Below are 20,390 nucleotides of genomic sequence, written 5' to 3' on the forward strand. Positions count from 1 at the left end.
GCGCTCACATCGGCGTCGCGCGCCCGGTCACAGTTGTTGCGGGAAGCGGCCCAAAATAGCGGCCGTCGAGGCTGTCCTCGCGGTCGGCGTTGAGGAAGAAAAGCTGGTCCGCGGCAAGCGTTCGGCAGCCCGACCAGACCGGCAGGATGCGGCCAAGCCGGTCGGTGTTCCGGGCCAGTGCGACCGCATCGCCGTCGATGCTGATCATGTCGCCGGTCCGGCAAACCGTCTGCCCGGGAAGCGCCGCGACGCGCTTGAGGAGCGGCAGGCCCAGTGGCAGATAACCGCCTTTGTCGAGGAACCGGGCCATGTCCGGCGGCGGCATGACGACGGCAAGGTCGCCGCGCGATACAGGGTAGCCAATACGCACCTGGTAGAAGCCGATCGGCACGCTCGGACTGGCGTTCCAGATCAGTCGTGGCGGCGGATCGATCCACATCGAGATGGCGATGAAGCTGACCGCGACGGCGGCCGCCGAGAGCGTTTTCCAGGGATAGGTCATTGCAGGGAGCCTTTGCGGGCGATCCAGGCGCGGTGGCGCTTCAGCGTGTAGGGACGCGGCGTTTCGCGGGCGGCGAGACGATTGTGGACGTGGCGCCAATGGTCCGGCGCTACGTCAGCAGGGTCGATGCCGAGCGCGTCCACCGCGTCGATCGCTTCGAACACACGCTGCACCTTTGGCCAGCCGGAAACCCGCAGCAGACTGTCACCGCCGGGGATGACACCGGGGACGGTCTGATGGGGTTCGCCGGGAGACACGGCGCGCAGGATGTCGATGCGGGAGACGACCGTTCCGAAGTCGTTGGACGCCCAGCGCACAAATGCGAATATGCTGTCAGGCGCGAAGCCGAGCCGGCGACGGCGACGGTCGAGAATCTGGTCCTCGATCGGTCGCCCGAAGCGTATCCAGCGCTCGATTTTCTTTTCGATCCACAGCAGATCGACGCGCGTTCGATCATCGGGAAACGCGATCATGGCGCGCTCTCCTGCTCATCGTCCGGGAAGGCTTCGGCCAGCATGGCGCGCAACAGATCGGCCAGCGTCAGGCCGCGCTGGAGCGCCGCAAACTTGATCCGTTTCCGCAATTCGGGGGTCACGTCGATGGTGAGACGCGCCGTATTCGCGCTGCGCGGCGGCTGTTCGATTCGTTCGCCGCCGCCAGCCGATACCCAGGCTTCGGCACCGCGCGGTCGGGCAGCGAAGCGTCGGGGAATTTTGCTCTGACCGCTCATGACTGCATGGTCCCGACCTGCTGGGCGAGCGCGGCAATCTCGCGCGCGGCGATGCTGTCCGGGTCCATTTCGGAGGCGAGGCGACCGGTCCGCAGCGCATCGGCGAAGATCACCCGCTGGCCGACATAAGCGGGCAGCAATGGCGGATCATGGGCTTCGAGACTGTCGGCGGTGGCGCGGCCGATCAGGGTACGGGCGGGATAGCGATTGAGGATGAAACGCGCGGCGATGGCGGGTTTGAAGATGCGCGCCTGATCGAGCAGCGCCAGCATCTCGGCCGACGCCCAGCCATCGAGCGGCGATGGCTGCACCGGCATCAGGACGAGATCGGCGGCAAGCAAAGCCGAGCGTAGCAACCCGGCGACGCGCGGCGGCCCGTCGATCACCACATGGTCGACGCTGCGGGCCAGCTCCGGCGTCTCGTGATGCAGCGTGTCGCGTGCGAGACCGACGACGCTGAATAGCCGTGGCAGACCTTGCGATGCGCGCTCTTGCGCCCAGTCCAGCGCAGAGCCTTGCGGATCGGCGTCGATCAGCAGCACGCGCTTGCCGGTGATCGCCCATTGGCCAGCCAGATGCAGCGCGAGTGTCGTCTTGCCGACGCCACCCTTCTGATTGAGGAACGCGACGATCATCGCGTTTCGTCCACAGGCGCGCAGCCCGTTAGCATGAATCCGAAGGATTCAGAGTTAGCAATGTTAAGGGGTAGAATCGTGCAATGATTCCATAATGTTATATATGGTTTCGGTTCCTGATAGTCCGAGGATCGGGTTCCCGATCGTCCGATAGTCGCGGTTCCTGATAGTCCGTGTCTCATGGCAACTTATCCACAGGCGGATAGCCCAATCGCTTCATGGCAGCGTCGAGCGGATCGATGGGGAGCGGAACGAAGTTCAGCCGCTGGCGACCGAGTTCGAAGTTGAGCGTCAGCTGGTATCCGGGGAGCGGTTGGCGGCGGACGATATCGCGCAGTTCGAAACTGAAGCGCTTGAGCGGCGAGAGGACGCCCGACTTCAGATGGAGATGAGCGACATCGAAACTCCACCCATGCTCCTGGCGCCCGCCATGTTTGCGGCAGATACGATAGAGCCAGCGCTCCAGTCCGCCGGTCAGGCTGAAATAGGCCCGGTCGATAGTGAGAACGAGCGCTTGATCCAGCACCCCGGCGTAGAACCAGTCGGGCACGATCATCTCGATGCCGAGCGCGCGGCCCTTCCCGTCGAGACGCTCACGCCATTCGTTGATCCAGGAGAAGCGATGGCGGCGGCGCTGGACGGGCTGACGGATGCTGGTCGCGATCGTGGTCGACTGGAGCCGGTCGAGACCGGCGCGAAGTCGCTCATAGCTGGCTTTGCCGGTGCCGCGCCGCGTGAACGTCAGAATGTCATAGGGCGTCGCGGCGATAAGGCGCGAGGTCGGGAGGCCCGCATCATGCGCCTCGACAATCTGGCTTGCCGCCCAGATCAGGATATCGGCGTCCCAGATGGTCGCCATCCCATGCTCGGGCGTGGCTTCGACATTGATCGAAACCTCGCCCATGCGGAAGAGGATCGGTGCAACGCGTTTGCTCTTGGCAAGCGAGAAGAAGGGCCAGCTCATCAGATCCTGGGCGTCGCGCGGGGCAATGTCCCCTGCGATCGGGCGGAACAGGTCGAGCTGCCGGGATGGGAGCCGTGGGGCGGGCATGATTACCGTCCGCGATTCGTTGCCGCCGATCGTCTCGTCGTGGCGATGCCCGGTCCCGGATCGGATGTGGAGCGCCGCATCCCGGCCGCAGCCCAGTCGTCGATGTCGGCGACAGTATAGACAATGCGACCGCCGAGCTTGTGGTAGATGGGGCCGGTGCCGAAGCAGCGATGCTTTTCCAGCGTGCGCGGTGAGAGGCCGAGGCGCTTTGCGGCATCGGGCGTTCTCAGAAAGCGGGGCGCGCTGTCGGGGCTATTGGGCTGCATTGTCGGTCTCCGTCGAAGCGCAGGCCGCACGGGGCGAGCGCGTAGTTGCGAAGACAAGGCTGGCGTATGCCGCTCGGACCGGGAGAGTGGCTAAAACCGGCAGCCGATAAATGTCGCACCGGGGCGCCGGGCTATCGACCGCGCAGCAGGTCGAGATAGCCCGTTTCGGTGAGGTGCATTGCTTCGTCCCGTAGCCGCTGCACCTGGCGGCGTTCGTTTGCCGATCGCCATTCGGAGCCATGAAGACCAAGACCAGGATAGACCGTCTCATCGGCCAGCTCGCGGGTGCTGAGGCCGGCGGCGAGCAATTCGAGCAGGCGCAGCAGCATGGTCAGGCGATGGCGCTGGAAATCGGTTGGCAGAAACGCGCGCGGTTGTCGGCCCGCCGGCGCGCCCTGCAAGCGGCGCGCAACACGGTCGGCGACGGCGCGGCGCAGCGGATAGTCGGCATCGGGCGCGACGAGGATGACGAGACCAGAGTAGTGCCGCGGTTCGACCAGCCACAGCCGTATGCGCCCACCGGGATCGTCGATCACAAGATGGCGACCGTTCGCACCTTCATGGTCGGCAAGGACAGGGCCAAAACCGGCGACGTCGAACCGGGCCACCGACGGATAGCCACTCGGGGCCGGATGAAGCGAGACTGTGCCGGGCGCGATCTCGGGCCGCCAGAGCGCCGGCGACCGGGCAGCGGGGACATAGGGGTCAAAAGGGAAACACCAACCCCCATCGCCGGGCGAACGCCGTGCAATCGGCATCCCCCGGCGCGCCTGGCGTCCGGGCACAGGCCATGTCGTCATATTCACGCCGGTAGTCCGCGTTATACCGCAGGAACTCCTGCGCGAAATCGGCATAGTCGAGATCGGCGGTTTGCTCGGCGATCGCTTGCGACCGCCAATCGCTGGCAGTTGGCATCGCACCTCTCCCTGTATCCCGCTATGACGGGGTCAGACGTAGGAGCTTGCCTGCGTGACGGCGCATCGGAAGGACTGTGACGCCGCGCAAATCCGCCGTTTGACGGGGGAGCCTCGCGCCCTTGCAACCGCTGATTTTCCCCGTGGCAGCGCCAGGATCATTGAAGGCGCGGTTCGAGCAGGTGCCGATAGCCCGCCTCGGTCATCCACCTGGCGCGGGCGAGATGAGATTCATAGACGACCCTGGCGCGATCGGGCTCGGTCCGGGCATCGAGGCCGAAGATTACAGCGACGATCTCGTGCCAATCGGCGCCTTCGGCATCGGCTTCCAGCAAGCGCAGATAGGTAACGAAATGGCGTTCGTCATAGCTGTTCACACGCAAGGTCTGGGGCGGACGGTCATCGAAAGGCGGGATGGTCACTGGACCGGACCACTGCGGGTAAAGCGCTGCGACTTCGCCCGAAGACGTGGCACGATTACACCATGAATGGAATAAGCCCGGCGGGTCATTGCCGGCTCCCGGTCCAGCGTGGATTGCCGAAAATGCCATCAGAAGCCGAGTCGCATCCAGCGAGATTCCGGGAACACTGGCGGGTTGATGCGAAGGTTTCAGCTTCTCCGGCGAAAGAATTCGATCGGATCAGCGTCGAGGACGATGGCGATACGCTCGAGCATGTCGACGGTCGCGGCATTCTCTTCGCGTTCGAGCATACCGATATAGTTGCGGTTGATGCCTGCACGGTCCGCCAGTTCCTCCTGCGACAAGCCCTTGGCATGGCGCAAATGACGCAAGTTGGTGGCGACGATTCCCCGCAAGTTCATGCGGGGGGAAGTCGCCGCTCTACCTAACCCAAGACCACCCAATATACTAGGGAATCGTATCGGCGTATCGGCGTATCGACGCAAATCCGCCGATACGCAGGTGGCGGGGCGAAACCGAGCGAATCGGCTCCGCCCGACGCTTACCAGGCGAAGGGGTCAAATTCGTGAATGACGCTTGCGGGATCGCCGTCCCATTCGCTGGCCGGCATAGCGCTGAAGAGGCCGCCTTCGGTGCGGAATACGACGATGCTGACCATGAGACTGCGCGCGAGGTTCCAGGCATAGGCTTGAACGGTCTTGAGCGACTTGGACATTGTGGGCTCCTGTCATTCGTCGCGGGGCTCATCCCCGCTCGACAGGCTCCCGAAGCGTCGGGCGCATGGCCGCAATCACCGCACAGGCGCAGCCTGAAGGCCGCACGCAAAGCGTAGCGGACCCTTTACGGGTTGATGGCGTCAGGCCGTGGGTCTGACCAAGGACAGAGCCAATGAGAGCGGGGTGAGGCCCGTGGTGAAACGACCTAGAACCGCAGTGTCGCTCAATCACCCGCGAGCTGGCGAAATGGAGCGCAGCCCTGTCGGTTGAGGACGTTGTGCCAAGGGCGCGATTGTTTGGCGCCATGCCGAAAGATACGACGACGTACGATCGCGCCGATAGTTCGATTTCCCGGCAAAAGCATTGCGTTGCGCGATCAGCGCCTGCGAAAGCACTGAACTGCGAGCGCGAGAAAAGGGCCGCCGCGCCATGCACGGCGGCCCGACCGTTCAGCGGGCGGATCGACGATCCAGCAGGCCGTAGCGTTCAGCGACGCTCTTGCGTGCCGGCCGGGCGGCTTCCTGCGCTATCGCGTCGATCATAGCGGCGTTGAGTCCGGCGATTGCGAACCCGCGTTCGGCGATCGCGTGCAACAAGGCATCGAGGGTCGCCATTTCATTGATCCGCAGACCGAGCCAGAGATCCGGCCCGTCGGTGTCGGCATCGAAGAACGCTTGGACGAAATAAGTCCTGAGCGGCGGGTCATAACCGATGATGGCCTGATTGTCGGTGCGTGCGGGCGAGTGGATGGTGATGGTGTAGCGGCTCATCCTGGCCTCCTGTCGTGCATGAATTTCAGATGACGGCGCGCTGGTGAAGCGGCCGGATAAGGTACGGCCCGGCGGTTTGCACCGCCGGGCCGCTGCCTCGATCAGAACGGGACGTCGTCGTCGAAGTCGTCGTTGAACGGGTCGTTGCCGCCGTTGTCATTATTCTGGGCGGGCTTGCCTCGGCTGAGGAAATCGACCGTCTCGGCGATGATCTCGCAGCCGTAGCGGTCATTGCCCTGCTGGTCGGTCCATTTGGTGTAGTGGATGCGGCCGCGGACAGAGACCCTCATCCCCTTGGTGCAATATTCCTGCACCGTCTTACCGAGGCCGTTGAAGCAGGTGATGCGGTGCCATTCCGTGTCCTGCTGGCGGCGTCCCTGCTCGTCGCGAAGAACCTTGCCGTCCTTGTAGCGCGGCCGCGAGGTGGCGAGGCGGACGGTGGTGATGGTGGTGCCGGTCGGGGTGTCGCGGGTTTCCGGGTCCGCGCCGATATTGCCGGCGAGAAAGACGATGTTCTGCATGATATGTCTCCGTTGCTTCAGGTCCGAGGGGCCGTCCCTCCGACGAAGCCCGAAAAAAGGCCGTCGAGATCGGTCCGCATCGCCGCGCCCGCGCGGCGGCTCGACCCCAAAGGCAAAGGAGTGGTGCGGGCAGCCGCTTCAGCGGCAACACGGTCCGGCGCCGCCGGGGTTGCTGACCGGGATCGAACGGACTTAGGGATTCGCCAGTCGGAAGGGACCGCTTCCCTCGGCAAGGCAGGACGGAGACAACTGTCGATCGATTAGCTCGATCTCGCCCGGATCAGGTCGCCCGGATGCCAACTGCGCCCGGCGCAATCATTCGCCTTCGATGGTCACACCGATCCGCGCCATTCACAGAGCAGGTTTTCGGGAACTGGCAGGACTTCCGGTCTGGATATCCTGGCCCGCAGCGGCCTCAACCTGGCCTCCCCGGTGCGAATTGTGACCCGGAATGAGAGGCACGGTCCCCGCCACTTTCACGGAGCCATTGGGCTGACCAGCAGGGCAATGACCAAAATGGCCGCAGGCAAAAGAGATCCGGTGGACAGATGGCAGCAGTCCGGGTCAAACGCCGATGGCGGTCATGGGCCCGCAGCTCCGTCAGCAGAAACGCTCGATATCCGGTTTGGCCGAGGCAGCGGTATCGCTCGGGCAACCCGCCGATTTACGGAAATACAGTTCTACGGGAGTATGATTCTACGCAAATCAGGATGCCAGCGCGCTGGTGCATGGATCAGCGGGATCAGACGGCTTTTGACAGTGCCGAGACCTTGATCTCGTCCTCATGGCTGCGCGCCTGGGCCAGATCATAGGCGCCCTGCATCCGAATGAGCGTATCCGCCTTCAACCCGAAAGCCTTTTCGAAGCGGATCGCCATATCGGCGGTCAGGCCGGTATGGCCGTTCAGGACATTGCTCAGATTCTGGCGCGAGACGCTGAAATGCGCTGCCAGATCCTTCACATTGATGCCATGCGGCTCCACGATCTGCCGCTTGAGCCAGGGACCGGGATGCACATGGATCGAGAGGTGAACTTTGATCGCCATCAGTGATAATCCTCCAAGTCCAGATCGGCGATGGTCGCGTCATCGGCCAGAGTGAAAGTCAGCCGCCAGTTCTTCGTCACCGTCATGGCATATGTGCCCTTGCGGTCCCCGGTCAGGGGGTGAAAGCCGAAATTTGGCGGTATGGCGACTTCCTCAAGTCCCGACGCCGAGACGAGGAAGGCGATCATATCGACCACACGCCCGGCCTCGATCACAGCTTTGACGCTGCCCTTCTCGATCAGCTCTCGCAGCGCCTTGTGCTGGATGCTCTCGATTTCCACCTGTCAACTGATGATTGACACGCGCGCCTGACTGGAAGAACAAGGAAAGGGCGGCGCTTACGCGCCGCCCAGGTGACGGAAATCCCAGACCTTGATGCCCATCGACCGAGCCTTGTCGTGCATATTGCCCTGGATGCCGGTGCCCGGAAAGATCACGACTCCCACCGGCATATCCTCAAGGATCTGGTCGTTGCGCCGGAACGGAGCCGCGCGGCCAAGGCCCCAATCGGGTTCGTAGGGCACGCTCGGCACCTTGCGGCTCTCGGCCCAGCAGACCGCGATGCGCTCGCCGCCGGTATCGGTCGCGCCATGCAGGAGAACCATGTCCGGGAACTTGGACTTGATCTTGTCAAAGACGGAATAGATGAAGGCGACGTCGTTGAACTTCGCGCCCGAAGAGACCGCGATGCGCGTGCCGGTCGGCGCCAGCACCTGAGCGTCGGCCCATCTGCGGGCCTTTTGGAAGTCGCGGCTGCTCACCACCGAGGCCGTCAGCGCCTTGCGATTGACCTTCGAACCGGACCGGGGGAGCCAGGGCTTCTTCGCATGGACCTTGAACTGGTCGGCGGCGGCGTCGCGGAAATACTCCATCGTGTCGCGCCGCTCGATCATGCTGATGCCCTCGGCGATCGTGCGCTCCAGCTCGACGGACTTGACCTCGGAGCCATCCTGTTCGCGCTGCATCCGCTTCTGCGCCTGCTCATTGTCGTCGAGTTCGCGGTCAACCCGCTCGACGGCGCGCTGGAACACATTGACGACGCCCCAGAGCAAGTCTTCGAGGTCCGGCTCGATGCGGGTGTCGATCAGGGACGAAACGAGCCCGTCGAACATATCGGCCACCGCGCCGTCCACGAGGCGGGATTCGGGCAGCGGCCGCTGATCGGGTTCATCTTCGAAGGGACGATAGCCATAGAGCTGCATCTCCTGAATGAGGCTGACCATCTGGGATTCCTGGGGCTCGGGTTCATCGGCGGGAGTATCATTGTGGTCGGACATGGGTGTCGCCTTTTCGATCTGGACCGCGACCCTCGCGGCCTTCGTGGCGACGGAAGGCGGCAGGCCGGACGGCGCGCGCACCGCCAAGCGCCAGCGGGTGAGCGCCCCTTGCGGGCGCGCACCGGCGGCCGTAGCGAAGCAAAGGACGGACAGGCGGGGGCTATTTTGCTTCGCGATGCAAAGCGGCCGCTCGCGGCCGCGGCGGAAAATAGTCCCCGTCTGTCCGTTGCACGCGGCGAACGCCTGCTGCTCCTGTCGCCCTCTATGAAGGCCGGGGCGCGGTCTCTTCAGTCGAAGAGGCGTCTCGCAAACGACGCACAGACCTGCGCGGTGATCCCATGCAGACATCTCTTCCCGGAGGTCAGCCGCTTGTCCGCAGGAGATATTCCGCATCATCGTCCCGAAGCTGGGGCAGCAGATGACGGCCGAGCGCGTCTGCTCCTGGGCCGCACAGATCCGAATTGAAATCGTCGAGTATCGGATCGAGCGGCGCCGTCTCGATGCCGGCTTCCAGAGCTCTGCGCGTGAGGATCGTTTCAGCCGCGGCGCCTGCCGGGTCAGCGTCGCGGGCGACATAGAGGCGCCGGAGGCTCGGCGGGAACTGGATGGCTGCAAGATGGGCTCCCGAGAGCGCTGCGATCGCTGGCATGTCCGGCATCACCATGCGGAGCGACAGGATCGTCTCGACGCCTTCGCCGGCGACCATGACCGGTCCAGCCATGCCGAAGCGAACCCCGTTTCCGAGCAGATGGCCCATCGCGCGCCGGGGATAGGCGACAGGTGCCTTGTCGAAGGTCGCCGGGTCGAGCCAGGTGCGATGCGCTCCGTCGATCCGGCCCGCGAGGTCGGTGACGATCGCGATCATCGCCGGCCAACTCCGCCGCACATCAGGCCGATCCCGCTTCGAGGGTCTATAATGGCTGCGGGGATGAAAGCGCAGCGGATCGCCGGGCCGTAGCAGGGTAATGCTGCGGCCGTAGAGATAGGACTGGACGATGCTTCGCTGGACGGGCTGGCACATGGCGACCAGACGCCGGGCGGCCTCCGGCGAGCCAGTTGGCGCCTTGCCTTTGCGGACACGGCCGGGGCCATCCTTGCGGACAGGCGGTTGTGGCAGGCTGAGGAAGCGCCGGGCTTCGTCCAGCGTATCCCTGAGATGCGCATGGCCGCAGGCGATAGCGATGATGTCGAGCAGATCGCCATGCTCGCCGGTTGCGGCATCGGTCCATTTGCCTGCCGCGCCCCGGCCATCCGGGGACGCGACAAGGCGGACATAGAGGCTTTGGCCCGGCGTGTTGCGGGCATCGCCGACAAGCCAGTATCGGCCCTCGCGATGCCCCTTCGACAGATAGCGCCGGCAAACGCCCTCGGCATTGTCAGCCAGAGCTTGCGCGATTTCGGTGGCGGAATTGTGCATGGCTCCGTCTCCTTACGCCGCGTGGCGTTCGCCGATCTGCCGGAGCGGGTAACACTCCAGCAGACGGGCAAGCACGGGAACGCCGTCGGCGCCGATCGGCACGAACAGGCGCAGCTTCCACGAGATGATCTCGGAGATCAGCCCCATGGCCTTGAGCCGATCGCGCATCCCCTCGTCGAAACCCTCCAGTTCGATCCGATTGACAGTCATGACGCGGGCGCGGCGCAGTTGAAGCCCCTCCGACAGGCGCAGAATGGCCTGCCCATCGGATAATGCGCGGTGCGCGGCCTCCGGCGAAAGCGCGATCGGCGCATTGTCTTTGGCGGTGGCTGACGCCGCCCAGGCAGGCGATACGCGGCGGCCGACAATACGCTCTCCCGCGTCGGTCTGGAGCCGATAGACCCGCGTGGAGTCTTCGGGAAGCTGCTTCCAGATCGGCAGGAGCAGGCCGGTGACGATGTGCATGGTGCTGGTGCGGAACTCCGGGATCTCGGCAAGCTCGGCTTCCCAGCAACGGGCGAACGCGGCGCGGTCGGCCTCTGTCCAGTGGGTATCGGCCATCGCCGCCAGCGGCACCGGCGTCGATTCCATCGGACGCACGAGCCGGATGCGCTTCTCCATGCTGCCATCCTCCAGTTGGAGCGCGCGTGTCGGAATCTGCACGGCGGCACGGCCCGATTGTGCGTTGACCAGCAATCTGGCCCGCCGGTCGCTGAGATGGTCAAAGGCTTCGTCGACGGTGAGCGGGCGGTTGCGATCCTGGCGTTCGATCGTCAGCAGCCGGGTTTGGGCGCTGGTGCCGGGGTGCGTGTAGATGACCGCGGCGTCGGCGATGGCGAAGCTTTCGGCCTGAAGCGTCTCCAGACCCAGCTCATAGGTGCCAGATGCGATCGCACCCTCGATGCGGGCCGAGAGCAGGTCTTCGAACACCGTGAACAGGATGTTCTGAAGCTCGATGGTCAGCGCCAGCATCCGGTTGAGGAAGGTGGTGATCGGCGGCAGATCGTCCTTGAGACCGGCCGCATCACCGAGCGTCAATCCCGTCGCCGCCTCGAACCGGTCGAGCGAGCAGCCTTCGACCTTGCCGCCATGGATCAGCCGGTAGAGCTGGCGCAGCGCGTCGCGCGCATACCAGGATTCCAGATTATCCTCCGGCCGGAACAGGCCCTGGCCGCCGGTCTGGCGCTGGCCGCGCGTGATGGCGCCGAGCGAATCCAGGCGCCGGGCGATGGTCGAGATGAAGCGCTTCTGCGCTTTCACATTGGTCGTCACGGGGCGGAACAGCGGCGGCTGCTTCTGGTTGGTGCGGTTGGTCCGCCCGAAACCCTGGATCGCGCTGTCGGCCTTCCAGCCCGCTTCGAGCAGATAATGGACGCGCAGCCGCTGATTGCGCGCGCCGAAATCGGCATGATAGCTGCGTCCCGTGCCACCCGCGTCGCTGAACACGAGGATGCGCTTGAAATCACTCTGAAAGGCGTCGGTTTCAGCGATGTTGGCCGAGCCGGGGCGGTTCTCGACGACGAAGCGGTCGAACCCGTCCGAACCGTGACGCTTGACGATACGGCGCGAGCGGCCCGTCACTTCGGCCACCATATCGGTGCCGAAATGATGGATGATCTGGTCGAGCGCGGCCGGAACCGGCGCCAGCGACGCGATCCGTTCGATCATCTGGTCGCGCCGCGCCTCGGCCTCGCGCGAGATGACGGGATTGCCCTCGGCGTCCGTGACCGGCCGGGAGGAGAGATTGCCCTCGCTGTCGGTGAACATCTCGTAGAGCTGCACCGGGAAGCTATGCTCGAGATAGGACAGAGCATATTCGCGGGGCGTGATATCGACCCGGATATCATCCCACTCATCGGTCGGAATGTCCGCGAGCCGCCGTTCAAGAAGCGCTTCGCCGGTCGAGACGATCTGCACCACAGCGGCGTGGCCGGCCGCGAGATCCCGCTCGATGCTGGCGACGACGGCGGGCGTCTGCATCGAAGTGATGAGGTGGTTGAACAGCCTCTGCTTCGCGGATTCGAACGCGCTGCGCGCGGCGGATTTGGCCTGGGAGTTGAGATTGCTGTTGGCGGCGCGCATCGCCGCGTCGAGATTATTGTGGATGACCTGGAAGGCGTCGGCGAAGGCGTCGTAAATCTTGATCTGCGCCGGAGTCAGATCATGCTCGACCATCTCATATTCGACGCCGTCGAATGAGAGCGAACGCGCCGAATAGAGGCCGAGCGCCTTCAGGTCGCGTGCCAGCACCTCCATCGCCGCGACGCCGCCATTATCGACAGCGGAGATGAATTCGCCGCGCGTGGCGAAGGGAAAATCCGCGCCGCCCCACAGACCGAGGCGCTGGGCATAGGCGAGATTCTGCACGGTGGTCGCGCCGGTGGCGGAGACATAGACGATGCGGGCATCGGCCAGCGCGTGCTGGAGCCTGAGGCCCGCTCGGCCCTGCTGCGAGGGCGCCTGATCGCCGCGCTCGCTTTTGCCGCCAGCGGCATTGGCCATCGCATGGGATTCGTCGAAGACAATGACTCCGTCGAAACCGGCGCCGAGCCAATCGACGATCTGCCGGACGCGGCTCGCCTTGTCGCCGCGTTCCTGCGAGCGCAGGGTCGCATAGGTGACGAACAATATGCCTTCATCGAGCGTGATCGGCGTGCCCTGCCGGAAGCGCGACAGCGGCGTCACCAGCAAACGCTCCTGACCGAGCGCTTCCCAGTCGCGCATCGCGTCTTCATGCAGGGTTTCCGAACGGCTGACCCAGACGGCGCGACGGCGACCCCGGAGCCAGTTGTCGAGAATGATGCCGGCGACCTGGCGGCCTTTGCCGGCCCCGGTGCCGTCGCCCAGCATCCAGCCACGGCGAAACCGAATGGCGTTCCCGGCATCGTCCGCGGCCGCCGTCACCACATCCCAATGCTGATCGACGGTCCACGCCCCGGCGAGGTGATCGCTATGGGCCTCGCCGGCGAGAATGATGGATTCGAGCTGGGCGTCGGACAGCACGCCGTCCGCAACGAGACGCCGGGGCAGCATCGGGCAATAGCCCGGCCGGGGCGGAGCGACCGACGCCATTGCGGCGGATTGCACCAGCGGGGTCGGATGCGGCTTTGCGCCGGGGATGCGGGTCGACTGAAGGGCATAGGGTTCGTAGATCGCGTCGGTCAGCGTGCCCGGACCGGACGGCGTCCAGTCGCACGTTTCATACTGGAGTTCCTTCGCATCCTCGCGGTCCACGGTGATGGTCGCTGCGACGGTCCGCTTCACCGGACGCGCGACCGGCTTCTTCGTCATTGTCTGGATGGCGAACGGTGCGGCAGGTGGTGTATCCGGCGCGGGTGCGCGCGGCGGCACCTGTTCGATCACCCAGGCCAGCAAAGTGGCGGTATCGGGCGCAACGCCTGGCGCTTGCGGGAACTGGCGGGGATCATCGGCGGGAATCCGGTCGATCACCGTGAGGCGCGTATCGATCGTGGTGCCGTGTTTGCGATAGGCGCGGCCGTCGATCGCGGCTGAAAACAGCACGCGCCCGTTGTCCTGAAGCGCGGCAAAGGCGTCGGTCCATTCGGGATTGTCGGGCGCGCAGCCCGCGCCGGTGATCGCAACGAGCCGGCCTCCGGGACGCAGACGGGCCAGCGACGAGCGAATATGGCGCAGCGCCGTGTCCTTCATGCGCTTGTCGACATTGACCATCGCGCTGAAGGGCGGGTTCATCACCACCACGTCCGGCACGATCGCCGGATCGAGATTGTCATGGATATGGGCGGCGTCATGCGTGGTGGTGACGACGCCGGAGAACAGACGGGGGAGCAGCGCCGCGCGCAGGTCCGCCAGTTCGTTGAGCGCCAGGCGGGCGCCAGCGATCTCGGCCTGCACGGCGAGCAGTCCAGTGCCGGCGGACGGCTCCAGCACAAGATCATGCGAATACATGGAGGCAGCAACGCCCGCGACATAGGCAAGGCCCGCAGGCGTCGAGAATTGCTGAAGCGCCTGCGACGATTCCGAGCGGCGCGTGTGGGTCGGCATAAGCGCGGCGATTTTTTCGATAAGCGCGAGCCGGTTTTGCGGATCGGCGTGCTTACGGAAAAGCGGAGTGGCGTATTTACGCAGAAACAGGATTTGCACGGCCTCGCAGGCGTCGTAAGCCGACTTCCAGTCCCAGACGCCTTCGGCATCGGAACCGCCGAAGGCCGTCTCCATCGCGTCGCGCAAGGCGCGGGCATCTACCGCGCGTCCGGCTTCCAGATGGGGGAGAATGAGCTGTGCGGCAGCAAGCAGCTTGTCGGCGATGTCGGTCAACGAAGGAGCGGCGCAAGGCGGAACGGCGGCAAGCGCCGCGGAACGGGTCGAGGTCATGGGAGGTCTCCGGTAGAGTCGAAATGGGTGCAAGTCGGCGGGTGCTCTCTCTCAAACCCGCCAGGCTCATCCCGTCCCGGCCCTCCTCTCACTCTCGCTGCTACGGGCCGAAGCGGCGGCACGCGCGTTTCCGGACTAACCCCACACTCCAGATTTTCTTGCCGTCATTGTCGCAGGCGCCTATATATGACCAACTACATGGTCAGGAGCGATCAATGGACGGCATTAATCTGGCGGACGCCAAGGCGCATTTCAGTGAGTTGATTGATCGTGCCGCTGCTGGCGACACGATTGACATCTTGCGGCGGGGCAAGCCCGTGGCCCGTCTCGAAGCCGCCAAACGCCCAAGAAAGGCGATCGACGCTGCGCGCCTGCGTAAGCTGACGGATTCCCTGCCGGTGCAAACGGAAAGTGCGGCAGATTTCACGCGCGCCATGCGCGATGACGATCGCTACTGATGCTCTATCTGGACACGTCCGTTGTCATCACGGCGCTCACGAATGAACCTCGAACGGCGGAAACGCAGACGTGGCTGGCGGCGCAAAACCCCGACGAGCTGATCATCAGCGACTGGGTCGTCACGGAAATCTCCTCAGCGCTGTCGATCAAGCTGAGGACCGGGCAACTCGATGCCATGCAGCGGGCCGAGGTGTTGAGCCAGTTCCAGCAGCTTTCCAATGACAGCCTGACGATCGTGCCGGTTTCTGGTGCCAATTTCCGCACGGCGGCGCGGTTCGCCGATCAGTTCGCCCTTGGCCTGCGCGCAGGCGATGCATTGCATCTGGCGATTGCGGCCGAGCGCGGCGCGACCCTCTGCACTCTGGACCGCCGTCTGGCGGAAGGCGGGACGGCGCTTGGCGCGATGACCCATATGCTGTGACGCGGCATGATAGGAAGCTCTGACCGGAAGGCAAAAAAGGGGCGACCCCGTGACAGGGTCGCCCAATGGATCAAAGTTCGCGGTGGCGGGCCTCGTCGATCACGAAGCCGAAGCGGCCGGCGCTATATTCGCCGGAAGGAACGAGGAACCTGCGTTGGACGCCGGCCGAGCGCACACCACCAAGCCGTGCGATACAATCGGTCAGGCCGGGATGTTCGTCCGACCGGATTGCGGAAACGACGATCCAGTCCCGCGCGTGCTTTTCACCGAACAGTCGCCGATCATTCTCGTGCGATTCGCCCGGTTTCAGGAAGCGGTCGTTGGTCGCTTCCCAGCAGTTCGGATAATAATTGCGCAGGGTCTTCTCCGCGTGGCGGCGTTCATAGGCCGTGAACAGGTCGGGAAATCCCGTCGCGACCTTCGCCCATTCGGCATCCTCTTCATACCAGCCTCCCAACACGCGCAAGGCGACAGGCATGAGCGCATTGCGAGCACGATCGAGCTTGAACCCGCCATGGCTCGCGGTTGAGTGGAAGATGACGCCATCGGCGTAAATCTCACTCGATTGAGATTGGCCCCAGGGCGTTGAGACGCGAGCCGAGCCGGGCTTGCGACGCAGATCGCGCAATTCCGTCTGATGCTGGACCTGCTCGGCGATATGATCGTGGAATCCGGCTTCATCGCCGACGATAGCGCTTGCGCCATAGAAGTCGTCGCGGGTCCATTCGCTCATCGGCTTGCCGGGACGCCAGGATGTCGCGACCCGCAAACCCCGCGCGCCGGGGATGGCCGCATAGGCGATATCGCAGACGAGCGCCGCGAGATCGCCATCGGCGGTCCGGCCGTAGGTCGCCGGGATCGAAGCTACTGGGTTCATGCCGCCCTCCCGATCTGAACCGCCGGCGCATCGTCGGCAACCGGATCGAACACCAGATTGGAATAGCGGTTGCGCGCGGCCCAGGCTTCGGCATCCGCCATATTGGCCGCGAGGTGCTGGAGTTCATCCCGCCCATTCCAGCGGGTCAGCACCCGGACCATGCCCGGCTGCGGCAATTCGATCACTTCGAAGTGCAGATCGGTGGACACAAGATAGTGGCGACGCACGACAAGGACTGGCGTGCCGTTGGACCCGTAAGTGCCCTCATGCAGAACGAACCCTGCGGGATAGGTCGAACGGCCGGTGTCCGCGGGAGCGGTTTTCTCGACCAGGCGGCCCGACGCATTACGATTCTGCCACGCGCGCAGCTTCTTCGTAAACCTCTCGGGTGGCCGCTTCGCGCCATCGCTGTAGCGCAGGACCGCGCCGAGCGGCACATCGGCGAGAACGGCGTGGCCGTCGAGCGGGCCGGTGGGATTGATTGTCATGGAACGTCTCCGGGAGAGCAGCGAGAAAGCGAGCTGCCGACCGCTCTCTCTCAAGCCGGGCAACTCACCCGCTTCCCGCTGCCCTCTCACTCTCCCCGCCGGTCCGGCACGGGACCGGCGGCTTTTGGATCATTCCCGGAGCCTGCCGGCCGCCACGTCGGCGATCCACTCGGCGGCTTCCTCGACGTTGTCATCATCATGTTCAACGAGGCTGGCGAGCGCGACTGCGCCATTGCGGCCGAGCTGGCCGAGCCGCTGGATGGCGGCGAGCAGGATGGGCGCCAGCGCCTCCGGGCTCGCGGTTTCGATTTCGGATATCTTCATGGGTCAATCTCCTGGCTAAAGGGCGAATGGAATGATCCCGGCGCCGACGCCCTGACCGGGACGCCGGGAAGGACGAAAAAGAATTGCCGGTCAGCGGCCCTCCTTCGTTCGATCGGCCGCGATCTGGATGGCGCGGCAGGCAGCCCTGAACGCCGCGTCGCTTTCCTGGTGCGAGAGGTCGAGGCTCGCTTTCAGATCGAGCGCCCCCTGGCGAATATCGTTGGCGGTCACGTCCGCTAGCGTCACCCCGCCGGGCGCCTCACTTTCGAAAATGACGGCGACCGTCGCCTGGATATGTTCCTCGCACAGGCTGAGAAGGACGTGCGATCCCAGACCCGGTTCGACGCCAAGCGGGCCATATTCGGCAATGCCCAGCATCTCATCGAGCATGGACTCGGTGGAGCGCGCCATGATGTCGTCGGCGGTGATGAGGATCGCCATGCCCCCGAAGCCATCCGGGCGCATTTTCGTGCAGGTCCAGGCTGACAGGGCCGAAACATAGGCCAGGGTCGGATGGCGGCGGACAACGCTCTGGAAGAATGTTTCCCAATGTGATTCCGTAAGATCGAGGTGAAGAATGGCGTCGTCATCGTCGAGATTTGCCAGCGCTTCGCGGACAACATCGGCAGCGATGCTTTCGGTCTCGCCGGACTCCTCCAGCGCCGCTCGAACCGCGTCGATCGGGAAGGCGGGCATATCGCTGACGCCCTGCTCGGCGTAGAAATAGAGGCCATCGCCATCCGGTTCGCAGGTGAAGATGTGCGAGAGGAGCAGCCGTTCAAGCGGCGTCATGGCGCCGAGCGGAATCGTCGGCTGAATGACGGTGGGCGAGAAATAATCAGCCATATGAGGTCTCCGTAAAACGCGAAAGCCCGGCGCGAGGCCGGGCTGTGAAAGGAAATGAGAACAAGGCGGTGCGGGACGAGAGGGCAGAAGCCTTTCCCGTCCCACACGCGCGTTCAGGCGGCGATGTCGTAGTCGGCGTCGCCCTCCTGGTCATTGGCCGCAGCTGCGCCCTGCGCGGGCTCATCGCCGTCGAGGAAGGCCGGCAGCGCATCGGTCTCGGCGCCGAGCGGCAGCGGTTCCTCGATCACCGGGGTGCGCAGCGGTTCGGGCAGCCAATCGCTGTCGGCGAGCAACCGCTCGGCCTCGCGGGCCATGTCGCCCTTTTTGAGGTGGTCGATCAGCCCGGCCGTCTGCGGCCCCTTCGCTTCGGCAACAGCCTCAAGGATGCGCGGCTTCGCGACCCGGTTGAGATAATTGTCGAAGGTCGGACGCCAGCCAGCACCGATCATGTCGAGCCCGACCGCCCGCGCCAGCACATTGGCATGGTCGATCCGGCGCGCGACGCCATGCACGGAGATGCGGCCACCGCCATGCCTGGCAACCGGCTCCCACTGCGCGTTCACCGAATAGGCCGCGCAATGGGCGAACAGGCTGGCCTGCTCGCTACCGTCGAGCTGCTGAACCGTGTCCCAGACATCCCTGTCGGAGCTGGGCAGACGTTCCTTCCAGCGCACATGACGTTCCTGTATCGCGGCCGCGGACGGGCTGCCGCGAAGATCCGCGCTCTGGAACGGCATGGTGGCGCGATTGACCGCCAGCTCCATGCAGCTTTCGGTCCGGCTGTGGTAGAACAGCGACAGCACCATCGCGTGCAGCACGGCGGCAAAAGCCACCGAAGGCGATTGCGCGAAGGCATCCTGAAGCGCCAGGGTGCGCGCGGCGGTCAGTTCGGCGACGAGCCTGTCGGGGAGCGGCTTGATGACTTCGCCGTCCTCATCCTCCTCGGTCGGCGTGCTACCCGATACATCGGGCGATGCAGTGCCACCCTCGGCACCAGTCCGTTCGGTCCTGGTCTCGCCGGAAGGATCGACGGATGCGACTGCGGCGGCGACATCGTCATCTCCATCATCGGCTTCTTCGATATCCGCTTCATCCCCGGCGCGAACATAGCCGCGATCGATATAAAGCGTACCGTCGTCCTCAAGGCCGATGAACACGCCGGCATTGTCCATGTCGGCGGGATCGAACACGCGGTTGCCTTGGGCGAGAACGGCCAGTTCGCTGTCGATGGCCGAGATGCGCAGCTCGACCTCATCCGGCATATCGGGCTTGCCGTCCCATTCGGCTTCGAGCGCATCGGCCTCGGCGCGCAAAGCGACGATCCTGGCCTCCTGCTCTTGCGTGAGCGGCTGAACAACGCTGGGAATCGCCCGGCACTCTTCGTCATAGCCATAGGGCAGATCGACCAGGGCCTCGACCCACTTCCAGCCCTCGGCTCCGACGGTTTCAGCCGCGGAACGCAGCTTCTCGTCGACCAGCCGGTCCAGCAGCGCCGGATCGGACAGCCAGCCACCATCGTCCTGCTCGAACAGATCGCGGATCGGGCCAGCGCCGCCAGCGGCGATATAGGCCTCGACGCCGACGAACCGGACACGCTTGTCGGTAACCTCGACCTTGTCCTCAAGCAGCTTTGTCTTGATGAACCAGGACGATTTGTTGCTGCTGTGAACAAGCTGGTCCCAGAGTTCCTCCTGGCGCTTGTGATCGTCGCTGACGGTGAACGCCATGAGCTGATCGAGCGTTATGTCGCCTGCGGCATAGACTTCGTGCAATGCAGGCGAGACGGACGCCAGTTTCAGGCGCTGGCGCACGATGGCCGGCGTCACCCGGAAATGCGCCGCGATCGCCTCGTCGCCTTCGCCCTTTTCGTTAAGGCGCTGCATCGCGCGAAATTCATCGAGCGGGTGCAAGGGCTCGCGGAAGGTGTTTTCGGCCAGCGAGTCCTCCTCGGCCAGAACGGTGTCGTCGGCCGACTTCACGACGCACGGCACCGGGACCGTCTTCAGCGCGCGCTTGCGTTTTACCAGCAGTCCGATCGCCAGATAGCGACGACCGCCGGCGGGGATTTCATAGAGGCCGGTTTCATCGCCATGCTCGTCGAGCTGCGGTCGGACATTGAGGCCGGTAAGCAGGCCGCGTCGCTCGATGTCGTTGGCCAGGTCCTCGATGGTCACGCCGTTCTTCACGCGCCGGACGTTGGACTGCGACAGGACCAGCTTGTCGAACGGAATATCCCGCGACTGGTTGAGGGTGATTTTCGGTTGGGCTTTTGCCATGACACGTCTCCGTGACGGGCGGCCGGAAGACTCTCTCCCAGCCTCCAACCCGTCACAAAACCAAGTCCACCCTCTCACTC

The 20,390-nt window shown here is 64.6% G+C and carries 25 protein-coding genes; 2 read left to right on the plus strand and 23 right to left on the minus strand.

What is annotated here, in order from left to right:
• Positions 1-4: 4 nt before the first annotated feature.
• From ATN00_RS12175 to ATN00_RS12255, 18 genes are all read right to left on the minus strand, one after another.
• Complete coding sequence (locus ATN00_RS12175) at positions 5-502, minus strand: S26 family signal peptidase (protein ID WP_062064932.1); 498 nt, start codon at positions 500-502, stop codon at positions 5-7.
• The gene (locus ATN00_RS12180; protein ID WP_062064934.1) at positions 499-975 is read right to left on the minus strand and encodes a DUF2840 domain-containing protein; all 477 of its coding nucleotides are present in this window, start codon (positions 973-975) and stop codon (positions 499-501) included. Before ATN00_RS12180 ends, ATN00_RS12175 begins: the two co-directional genes overlap by 4 nt.
• On the minus strand, positions 972-1,232 hold the full coding sequence (locus ATN00_RS12185) for a ribbon-helix-helix protein (RefSeq protein ID WP_062064936.1): 261 nt from the start codon (positions 1,230-1,232) through the stop codon (positions 972-974). Before ATN00_RS12185 ends, ATN00_RS12180 begins: the two co-directional genes overlap by 4 nt.
• Positions 1,229-1,867: a ParA family partition ATPase gene (gene parA, locus ATN00_RS12190; protein WP_062064938.1), complete on the minus strand. Its 639-nt coding sequence runs from the start codon at positions 1,865-1,867 to the stop codon at positions 1,229-1,231. The genes ATN00_RS12185 and parA overlap by 4 nt, the downstream gene beginning before the upstream one ends.
• A 178-nt stretch (positions 1,868-2,045) precedes the next feature.
• Positions 2,046-2,918 carry a replication initiator protein A gene (locus ATN00_RS12195; RefSeq protein WP_062064940.1) on the minus strand — a complete coding sequence of 291 codons (873 nt, stop codon included), beginning with the start codon at positions 2,916-2,918 and terminating at the stop codon, positions 2,046-2,048.
• 2 nt (positions 2,919-2,920) lie between these two features.
• The gene (locus ATN00_RS12200; RefSeq protein WP_062064942.1) at positions 2,921-3,184 is read right to left on the minus strand and encodes a helix-turn-helix transcriptional regulator; all 264 of its coding nucleotides are present in this window, start codon (positions 3,182-3,184) and stop codon (positions 2,921-2,923) included.
• Positions 3,185-3,315: 131 nt separating this feature from the next.
• Entirely contained in the window at positions 3,316-3,984 is a 669-nt protein-coding gene (locus ATN00_RS12205) for a DNA -binding domain-containing protein (RefSeq protein ID WP_082635198.1), read from the minus strand.
• Positions 3,890-4,099: a transcriptional regulator domain-containing protein gene (locus ATN00_RS12210; RefSeq protein ID WP_062064945.1), complete on the minus strand. Its 210-nt coding sequence runs from the start codon at positions 4,097-4,099 to the stop codon at positions 3,890-3,892. The genes ATN00_RS12205 and ATN00_RS12210 overlap by 95 nt, the downstream gene beginning before the upstream one ends.
• A gap of 157 nt (positions 4,100-4,256) precedes the next feature.
• Complete coding sequence (locus ATN00_RS12215) at positions 4,257-4,520, minus strand: DNA -binding domain-containing protein (RefSeq protein WP_062068738.1); 264 nt, start codon at positions 4,518-4,520, stop codon at positions 4,257-4,259.
• A gap of 188 nt (positions 4,521-4,708) precedes the next feature.
• A complete protein-coding gene (locus ATN00_RS12220; RefSeq protein ID WP_062064947.1) occupies positions 4,709-4,921 on the minus strand; it encodes a helix-turn-helix domain-containing protein in 213 nt (70 codons plus the stop codon).
• Between the two features lie 140 nt (positions 4,922-5,061).
• Positions 5,062-5,235, minus strand: a complete 174-nt coding sequence (locus ATN00_RS23700) for a hypothetical protein (RefSeq protein ID WP_197413593.1) — start codon at positions 5,233-5,235, stop codon at positions 5,062-5,064.
• Between the two features lie 450 nt (positions 5,236-5,685).
• On the minus strand, positions 5,686-6,006 hold the full coding sequence (locus ATN00_RS12225; protein ID WP_062064949.1) for a hypothetical protein: 321 nt from the start codon (positions 6,004-6,006) through the stop codon (positions 5,686-5,688).
• A 101-nt stretch (positions 6,007-6,107) separates the two neighbouring features.
• The gene (locus tag ATN00_RS12230) at positions 6,108-6,527 is read right to left on the minus strand and encodes a single-stranded DNA-binding protein (protein ID WP_062064951.1); all 420 of its coding nucleotides are present in this window, start codon (positions 6,525-6,527) and stop codon (positions 6,108-6,110) included.
• A gap of 742 nt (positions 6,528-7,269) precedes the next feature.
• Positions 7,270-7,572 (minus strand): HigA family addiction module antitoxin, encoded by a 303-nt coding sequence (locus ATN00_RS12235; RefSeq protein WP_062064953.1) that lies wholly within the window; start codon positions 7,570-7,572, stop codon positions 7,270-7,272.
• The gene (locus ATN00_RS12240) at positions 7,572-7,853 is read right to left on the minus strand and encodes a type II toxin-antitoxin system RelE/ParE family toxin (RefSeq protein ID WP_062064955.1); all 282 of its coding nucleotides are present in this window, start codon (positions 7,851-7,853) and stop codon (positions 7,572-7,574) included. Before ATN00_RS12240 ends, ATN00_RS12235 begins: the two co-directional genes overlap by 1 nt.
• Before the next feature lie 57 nt (positions 7,854-7,910).
• Positions 7,911-8,849: a DUF2493 domain-containing protein gene (locus ATN00_RS12245; RefSeq protein WP_062068740.1), complete on the minus strand. Its 939-nt coding sequence runs from the start codon at positions 8,847-8,849 to the stop codon at positions 7,911-7,913.
• 361 nt (positions 8,850-9,210) lie between these two features.
• Positions 9,211-10,266 carry a DUF7146 domain-containing protein gene (locus ATN00_RS12250; RefSeq protein ID WP_062064957.1) on the minus strand — a complete coding sequence of 352 codons (1,056 nt, stop codon included), beginning with the start codon at positions 10,264-10,266 and terminating at the stop codon, positions 9,211-9,213.
• A 12-nt stretch (positions 10,267-10,278) separates the two neighbouring features.
• A complete protein-coding gene (locus ATN00_RS12255) occupies positions 10,279-14,619 on the minus strand; it encodes a bifunctional class I SAM-dependent methyltransferase/DEAD/DEAH box helicase (protein WP_062064959.1) in 4,341 nt (1,446 codons plus the stop codon).
• 215 nt (positions 14,620-14,834) lie between these two features.
• Here ATN00_RS12255 and ATN00_RS12260 point away from each other — a divergent pair, with 215 nt between their 5' ends.
• Positions 14,835-15,077, plus strand: coding sequence for a type II toxin-antitoxin system Phd/YefM family antitoxin (locus ATN00_RS12260; RefSeq protein ID WP_062064961.1), 243 nt, complete (start codon positions 14,835-14,837; stop codon positions 15,075-15,077).
• On the plus strand, positions 15,077-15,499 hold the full coding sequence (locus ATN00_RS12265; RefSeq protein ID WP_062064963.1) for a type II toxin-antitoxin system VapC family toxin: 423 nt from the start codon (positions 15,077-15,079) through the stop codon (positions 15,497-15,499). Before ATN00_RS12260 ends, ATN00_RS12265 begins: the two co-directional genes overlap by 1 nt.
• Before the next feature lie 70 nt (positions 15,500-15,569).
• On the opposite strand, the gene ATN00_RS12270 is transcribed toward ATN00_RS12265, so the two are convergent.
• From ATN00_RS12270 to ATN00_RS12290, 5 genes are all read right to left on the minus strand, one after another.
• Entirely contained in the window at positions 15,570-16,376 is an 807-nt protein-coding gene (locus ATN00_RS12270) for a DUF7007 domain-containing protein (RefSeq protein ID WP_062064964.1), read from the minus strand.
• Complete coding sequence (locus tag ATN00_RS12275; protein ID WP_062064966.1) at positions 16,373-16,864, minus strand: hypothetical protein; 492 nt, start codon at positions 16,862-16,864, stop codon at positions 16,373-16,375. Before ATN00_RS12275 ends, ATN00_RS12270 begins: the two co-directional genes overlap by 4 nt.
• Positions 16,865-16,993: 129 nt before the next feature.
• Complete coding sequence (locus tag ATN00_RS12280) at positions 16,994-17,188, minus strand: hypothetical protein (protein WP_062064968.1); 195 nt, start codon at positions 17,186-17,188, stop codon at positions 16,994-16,996.
• Between the two features lie 90 nt (positions 17,189-17,278).
• Positions 17,279-18,034, minus strand: a complete 756-nt coding sequence (locus ATN00_RS12285; RefSeq protein ID WP_062064970.1) for a hypothetical protein — start codon at positions 18,032-18,034, stop codon at positions 17,279-17,281.
• A 113-nt stretch (positions 18,035-18,147) separates the two neighbouring features.
• On the minus strand, positions 18,148-20,310 hold the full coding sequence (locus ATN00_RS12290) for a ParB/RepB/Spo0J family partition protein (RefSeq protein ID WP_062064971.1): 2,163 nt from the start codon (positions 20,308-20,310) through the stop codon (positions 18,148-18,150).
• Positions 20,311-20,390 lie beyond the last annotated feature (80 nt).

The organism is Sphingobium baderi (assembly GCF_001456115.1).
Taxonomy (GTDB): Bacteria; Pseudomonadota; Alphaproteobacteria; order Sphingomonadales; family Sphingomonadaceae; genus Sphingobium; species Sphingobium baderi_A.

What these genes read in the sequence shown, in the direction of transcription:
- ATN00_RS12175 (WP_062064932.1), bottom strand. Translation starts at nt 502, where the DNA reads ATGACCTATCCCTGGAAAACGCTCTCGGCGGCCGCCGTCGCGGTCAGC.
- ATN00_RS12235 (WP_062064953.1), bottom strand. Translation starts at nt 7,572, where the DNA reads ATGGCGATCAAAGTTCACCTCTCGATCCATGTGCATCCCGGTCCCTGG.
- ATN00_RS12210 (WP_062064945.1), bottom strand. Translation starts at nt 4,099, where the DNA reads ATGCCAACTGCCAGCGATTGGCGGTCGCAAGCGATCGCCGAGCAAACC.
- ATN00_RS12270 (WP_062064964.1), bottom strand. Translation starts at nt 16,376, where the DNA reads ATGAACCCAGTAGCTTCGATCCCGGCGACCTACGGCCGGACCGCCGAT.
- ATN00_RS12185 (WP_062064936.1), bottom strand. Translation starts at nt 1,232, where the DNA reads ATGAGCGGTCAGAGCAAAATTCCCCGACGCTTCGCTGCCCGACCGCGC.
- ATN00_RS12285 (WP_062064970.1), bottom strand. Translation starts at nt 18,034, where the DNA reads ATGGCTGATTATTTCTCGCCCACCGTCATTCAGCCGACGATTCCGCTC.
- parA (WP_062064938.1), bottom strand. Translation starts at nt 1,867, where the DNA reads ATGATCGTCGCGTTCCTCAATCAGAAGGGTGGCGTCGGCAAGACGACA.
- ATN00_RS12245 (WP_062068740.1), bottom strand. Translation starts at nt 8,849, where the DNA reads ATGTCCGACCACAATGATACTCCCGCCGATGAACCCGAGCCCCAGGAA.
- ATN00_RS12220 (WP_062064947.1), bottom strand. Translation starts at nt 4,921, where the DNA reads ATGAACTTGCGGGGAATCGTCGCCACCAACTTGCGTCATTTGCGCCAT.
- ATN00_RS12195 (WP_062064940.1), bottom strand. Translation starts at nt 2,918, where the DNA reads ATGCCCGCCCCACGGCTCCCATCCCGGCAGCTCGACCTGTTCCGCCCG.
- ATN00_RS12255 (WP_062064959.1), bottom strand. Translation starts at nt 14,619, where the DNA reads ATGACCTCGACCCGTTCCGCGGCGCTTGCCGCCGTTCCGCCTTGCGCC.
- ATN00_RS12250 (WP_062064957.1), bottom strand. Translation starts at nt 10,266, where the DNA reads ATGCACAATTCCGCCACCGAAATCGCGCAAGCTCTGGCTGACAATGCC.
- ATN00_RS12275 (WP_062064966.1), bottom strand. Translation starts at nt 16,864, where the DNA reads ATGACAATCAATCCCACCGGCCCGCTCGACGGCCACGCCGTTCTCGCC.
- ATN00_RS12180 (WP_062064934.1), bottom strand. Translation starts at nt 975, where the DNA reads ATGATCGCGTTTCCCGATGATCGAACGCGCGTCGATCTGCTGTGGATC.
- ATN00_RS12290 (WP_062064971.1), bottom strand. Translation starts at nt 20,310, where the DNA reads ATGGCAAAAGCCCAACCGAAAATCACCCTCAACCAGTCGCGGGATATT.
- ATN00_RS12225 (WP_062064949.1), bottom strand. Translation starts at nt 6,006, where the DNA reads ATGAGCCGCTACACCATCACCATCCACTCGCCCGCACGCACCGACAAT.
- ATN00_RS23700 (WP_197413593.1), bottom strand. Translation starts at nt 5,235, where the DNA reads ATGTCCAAGTCGCTCAAGACCGTTCAAGCCTATGCCTGGAACCTCGCG.
- ATN00_RS12260 (WP_062064961.1), top strand. Translation starts at nt 14,835, where the DNA reads ATGGACGGCATTAATCTGGCGGACGCCAAGGCGCATTTCAGTGAGTTG.
- ATN00_RS12230 (WP_062064951.1), bottom strand. Translation starts at nt 6,527, where the DNA reads ATGCAGAACATCGTCTTTCTCGCCGGCAATATCGGCGCGGACCCGGAA.
- ATN00_RS12280 (WP_062064968.1), bottom strand. Translation starts at nt 17,188, where the DNA reads ATGAAGATATCCGAAATCGAAACCGCGAGCCCGGAGGCGCTGGCGCCC.
- ATN00_RS12205 (WP_082635198.1), bottom strand. Translation starts at nt 3,984, where the DNA reads ATGACGACATGGCCTGTGCCCGGACGCCAGGCGCGCCGGGGGATGCCG.
- ATN00_RS12265 (WP_062064963.1), top strand. Translation starts at nt 15,077, where the DNA reads ATGCTCTATCTGGACACGTCCGTTGTCATCACGGCGCTCACGAATGAA.
- ATN00_RS12200 (WP_062064942.1), bottom strand. Translation starts at nt 3,184, where the DNA reads ATGCAGCCCAATAGCCCCGACAGCGCGCCCCGCTTTCTGAGAACGCCC.